Origin of the sequence: Cupriavidus lacunae, assembly GCF_003353055.1 — a bacterium.
GTDB lineage: Bacteria > Pseudomonadota > Gammaproteobacteria > Burkholderiales > Burkholderiaceae > Cupriavidus > Cupriavidus lacunae.
Window position 1 is genome coordinate 1 of record NZ_QKWJ01000176.1, and the last position, 5,276, is coordinate 5,276.

The following is a 5,276-nucleotide window of genomic DNA, read 5'->3' on the forward strand; positions in this document are numbered from 1 at the left end:
CTCGGCGTCCTTGTTCTGTACCTGAGCCAGTAGTTGATCGATCAACTCATCCGGAAACAGCTTCGGTGCGCTCGATTTCTTGCTCTTCTTCGTCATGCTTGTTGTTTCGGTCATAAGGGCGTTCCTTTCGATATCGTCTCATGACCTCAACACACAAGAAATCTGACAGGCTCGCGAATGCTGGGCTGTAATGGTCCGGATAGGGATTGAAACATCATCCCACGCGAAAGCGGGCAGACTTCCAACTGGTCTACTCGTCGCAAGACGACTGACTGAACTCGCTTGTTTAAATTTTTCTTCCCTTGTGGGACAGCCTGTCCCGCAAGGGGCATGTTGTCACTCGATGTTGGGGAAGATCCTCAAGATAGGAGGGCAGCATGGAAGCATTGATCCTCGAGGATGAATCTGCGCCTTCCGGCGTTCCGCAAAAATGGGGCGACATCGATTGGCGCCGCATTGAACGGAATGTTCGAGTAATGCAGATTCGAATTGCGAAGGCAACACAGGAAGGGGATTGGCGCAGGGTGAAAGCCCTGCAAAGGTCCTTGACCCGCTCGTTTTCCGCCAAGGCATCGGCGGTACGGCGAGTGACGATGAACCAAGGTGCGCGGACGGCGGGAGTCGACCGCGTGAAGTGGGAAGCGCCTGAAGTCCGGTGGGAAGCCATTGGACGGTTGAAACGCCGGGGGTACAGGCCACTGCCATTACGGAGGGTCTACATCCCCAAAGCCAACGGTAAGAAGCGCCCCCTGGGCATTCCGACCATGTTGGACCGAGCCATGCAAGCGTTGTATCTGCTGGCGCTGGAACCGGTGTCCGAAGGGACGAGCGATCCGAACTCGTATGGGTTTCGGATCAATCGTTCGACTCATGATGCCATGAGACAGCTGTTCGCCTCCCTCGCCCTGAAAGCCTCGGCACAATGGGTATTGGAGGCGGATATCAAAGGGTGCTTCGACCACATCAGTCATGACTGGCTGGAGCGCAATGTCCCAATGGACAAAGCCATCCTTCGGAAGTGGCTGAGAGCTGGCGTGGTCTTTGAAGGCCAGTTTCAGGCGACCGACGCCGGAACACCACAGGGGGGCATCATTTCCCCGACTCTGGCAAATGTGGCGCTGAACGGGTTGGAACAGCAACTGACTGCCGCTCTCAAGGCGAAGTTAGGGGCCCACAACCTGCGAAGGCACAAGGTAAATGTTGTGCGCTATGCGGACGACTTCGTAATCACCGGTAATACGCCGGAGGTGTTAGAAAACGAAGTGAAGCCGTGGGTGGAACAGTTCCTCGCTGTCAGGGGACTGACACTATCGACGGAGAAAACGCGGATCGTAAATATCGCCGAAGGCTTTGATTTCCTTGGGTGGAATTTCCGGAAGTACTCGGGAAAACTGCTCATCAAGCCGAGCAAGAAAAACGCGCAAGCGTTCTACCGCAAGGTCAAAGGAGTCATCAGTGCCAAGAAGGGGGGAAAGCAAGAGGATCTGATCCGACTGCTGAACCCGATGCTAAGGGGCTGGGCGCAATATCACAGCCCAGTGGTGGCAAAGGCAATGTTCACCAGAATGGAGCGCATGGTTTTTCAGGCTCTGTGGCGGTGGGCAAAGCGGCGACATCGAGGAAAGAACGCCGAGTGGGTGCGGAAGCGGTATTTCGTAACCATCGGCAATCGGAACTGGGTGTTCGGCACCACAACAGTGGATAAGAGGGGTACTCCCTTCTGGTTGGAGTTATACCCGCTCGCGGGCACGCCGATCAGGAGGCACACGAAGGTCAAGGGGGAATACAATCCCTTCGATCCGGTTTGGGAAATGTATGGCGAAAAACTGCGGCAGGAGCGCATGCTACAAAGCATGTCGCACCGCAAGCAGTGGATCAAGCTGTATATGTCCCAGCGGGGTCTATGTGCGTTGTGTCAGTGCAAGATGACCAAAGAGACGGGGTGGGATGATCACCACATCGTGCCGCGCGTTCTCGGCGGCTCCGACGCTCTAGGAAATCGTGTGCTGGTGCACCCGGGTTGCCATGTTCAAGTTCATCACCACGGCAGAACCGTTGTGAAGCCGGTGTTCGATTTATTCGATTCACTTTGTTGAGGCTTGAGTCGTATGCGGGGAAACCCGCACGTACGGCTCTTAGGGGGGAGTGTCACCAGTGATGGTATACTCCTACCCTCCCGAGGAGCGTTGCAACGGATGGAGGCCTGCGAAGCACATCGCGCGGCCGGCGGCACAGCCGCCCCATGCCATCCGCCAGGCTCGGACTGTCTTCAACGGCGCTCGCTGATCCGTGGTCCGCACGGAGGCGAGTCGACCTATCCGCGTGCTTTGCATGTGCCCCCGCGCCATGCCACAGCTGCCAGATTCCCGTACTCGTCATCTGCGTGCCACTCTTCACCGGGAGTGAAACATGAACGCTGTGACCGACCTGAAGCAAGACTACCTCGTCGCCGATATCAAGCTGGCCGGCTGGGGCCGCAAGGAAATTGCCATCGCCGAGACCGAAATGCCCGGCCTGATGGCGATCCGCGACGAATTCGCCGCCGCGCAGCCGCTCAAGGGTGCGCGCATCGCCGGCTCGCTGCACATGACGATCCAGACCGCCGTGCTGATCGAGACGCTCAAGGCACTGGGCGCCGACGTGCGCTGGGCCTCGTGCAACATCTACTCGACCCAGGACCACGCCGCCGCCGCGATCGCCGCCGGCGGCACGCCCGTGTTCGCCTTCAAGGGCGAATCGCTCAAGGAATACTGGGACTTCACGCACCGCATCTTCGACTGGGCGGATGGCGGCACCCCCAACATGATCCTGGACGACGGCGGCGACGCCACGCTGCTGCTGCACCTGGGCGCGCGCGCCGAGAAGGACGCTTCGCTCATCGCCAAGCCGGGCAGCGAGGAAGAAACCTACCTGTTCGCCGCCATCAAGGAAAAGCTGGCCAAGGACCCGAGCTGGTACAGCCGCAACCTGGAAGCCATCCGCGGCGTGACCGAGGAAACCACCACCGGCGTGCACCGCCTGTACCAGATGGCCCAGAAGGGCGAACTGCGCTTCCCGGCGATCAACGTCAACGACTCGGTGACCAAGAGCAAGTTCGACAACCTGTATGGCTGCCGCGAGTCGCTGGTGGACGGCATCAAGCGCGCCACCGACGTGATGATCGCCGGCAAGGTTGCCATCGTGGCCGGCTACGGCGACGTGGGCAAGGGCAGCGCGCAGGCGCTGCGCGCGCTGTCGGCGCAGGTGTGGGTGACCGAGATCGACCCGATCTGCGCGCTGCAGGCCGCGATGGAAGGCTACCGCGTGGTGACCATGGACTACGCCGCCGAGCATGGCGATATCTTCGTCACCTGCACCGGCAACTACCATGTCATCACCCATGACCACATGGCAAAGATGAAGGACCAGGCCATCGTCTGCAATATCGGCCACTTCGACAACGAGATCGACATCGCCTCGATCGAGAAGTACGAGTGGGACGAGATCAAGCCGCAGGTCGACCATGTGAAGTTCCCCGACGGCAAGAAGCTGATCATCCTGGCCAAGGGCCGCCTGGTGAACCTGGGCTGCGCCACCGGCCACCCGTCGTACGTGATGAGCAGCTCGTTCGCCAACCAGACCATCGCCCAGATCGAACTCTGGCAGGAACGCGACAGCGACAAGTACCCGGTCGGCGTCTACACCCTGCCCAAGCACCTGGACGAGAAGGTGGCGCGCCTGCAGTTGCGCAAGCTGAACGCGCAGCTGACCGAGCTGACCGAACAGCAGGCCGCGTATATCGGCGTGAAGAAGGAAGGCCCGTACAAGGCGGACCACTACCGCTACTGATCCGCGCAGCAAGGCAGGACTCTCCTCTCCCGCTTGCGGGAGAGGGAGAAACCACATTCAAGGAGCCGTCATGAGACTACTGGTCGTCTGGGTCATCAACGCCGTTGCGCTGTTCGTGCTGCCGTACCTCGTCCCGTCGATCCACATCAAGAGCTTCGGCTCGGCGATGCTGGCGGCGCTGGTGCTGGGCCTGGTCAATACGCTGATCCGTCCGATCCTGGTGATCCTGACGCTGCCGGTCACGCTGCTGACGCTGGGGCTGTTTATCTTCGTCATCAACGCGCTGCTGTTCCTGTTTGTCGGCAACCTGCTGTCGGGCTTTACTGTCGGCGGCTTCTGGGCGGCCCTGCTGGGCTCCATCCTGTACAGCGTGATCTCGTGGCTGCTGGCCAGCCTGCTGCTGGGCGAACGCACCGCCTGAAGCTCACCACCTGAAGCGGCCCGCACCGCACTGATCCTCTATCGCGCGCCGCGCCAACGCGGCGCGCCACCATCATGCAAGACCGCTACTTCAGCTTTGAATTCTTCCCGCCCAAGACGGCGGAGGGCACGGAGAAACTGCGCAACACGCGTGCGCAGCTGGCTCCGCTAAAGCCCAAGTACATATCGGTGACGTTCGGCGCCGGCGGCACCACGCAGCAGGGCACGCTGGACGCGGTGCTGGAAATCCAGCGCGAAGGCATCGAGGCCGCGCCGCACCTGTCGTGCGTGGGCTCGTCGCGCGAGAGCATCCGCGCGATCCTGCAGCAGTACCGCGACGGCGGCATCCGCCATATCGTCGCACTGCGCGGCGACATGCCCTCGGGCATGGGCGAGATCGGCGAGTTCCGCTACGCCAACGAACTGGTCGAGTTCATCCGGGCCGAGACCGGCGACTGGTTCAATATCGAAGTCGCGGCCTACCCCGAGTACCACCCGCAGGCCAAGTCCCCGCGCCACGATCTCGACAACTTCGTGCGCAAGGTCAAGGCCGGCGCCGACTCCGCCATCACGCAGTACTTCTACAACGCCGACGCCTACTTCCGCTTTGTCGATGACGTGCGCGCGCTGGGCGTGGAGGTGCCGATCGTGCCCGGCATCATGCCGATCACCAACTACTCGCAGCTGATGCGCTTCTCCGAGATGTGCGGCGCCGAAGTGCCGCGCTGGGTCGCCAAGCGGCTGGAGGGCTTCGGCGACGACCGCGAATCCATCCGCGCCTTCGGCCTGGACGTGGTCACCGCGCTGTGCGAGCGCCTGCTCGCCGCGGGCGTGCCGGGCCTGCACTTCTACACGCTCAACGCGGCCGGCGCCACCAAGGCGATCTGGCAGCGGCTGAAGCTGTAAGGGCCACCCCTTTCAAGGTGATCAAACGACACGTCCAGCCTTGATGACACGGGCGGTAGATACATGCCGTCGTGCCACGCATCCGGCAACATAGCCCTTCTTCTTGGGCGCCTTCGGTCCCC

The 5,276-nt window shown here is 61.2% G+C and carries 4 protein-coding genes and 1 riboswitch; all 4 genes read left to right on the forward strand.

Going from position 1 to position 5,276, the window contains the following annotated elements:
- Window positions 1–377 precede the first annotated feature (377 nt).
- The gene (gene ltrA / locus DN412_RS42105; RefSeq protein ID WP_115216888.1) at window positions 378–2,096 is read left to right on the forward strand and encodes a group II intron reverse transcriptase/maturase; all 1,719 of its coding nucleotides are present in this window, start codon (window positions 378–380) and stop codon (window positions 2,094–2,096) included.
- A 76-nt stretch (window positions 2,097–2,172) separates the two neighbouring features.
- A riboswitch (S-adenosyl-L-homocysteine riboswitch) is annotated at window positions 2,173–2,288 on the forward strand.
- A 121-nt stretch (window positions 2,289–2,409) separates the two neighbouring features.
- Complete coding sequence (gene ahcY, locus DN412_RS42110; RefSeq protein ID WP_115216889.1) at window positions 2,410–3,828, forward strand: adenosylhomocysteinase; 1,419 nt, start codon at window positions 2,410–2,412, stop codon at window positions 3,826–3,828.
- Between the two features lie 70 nt (window positions 3,829–3,898).
- Entirely contained in the window at window positions 3,899–4,249 is a 351-nt protein-coding gene (locus DN412_RS42115; protein ID WP_115216890.1) for a phage holin family protein, read from the forward strand.
- Between the two features lie 74 nt (window positions 4,250–4,323).
- On the forward strand, window positions 4,324–5,154 hold the full coding sequence (gene metF, locus DN412_RS42120) for a methylenetetrahydrofolate reductase [NAD(P)H] (protein WP_078194900.1): 831 nt from the start codon (window positions 4,324–4,326) through the stop codon (window positions 5,152–5,154).
- Window positions 5,155–5,276: the final 122 nt, after the last annotated feature.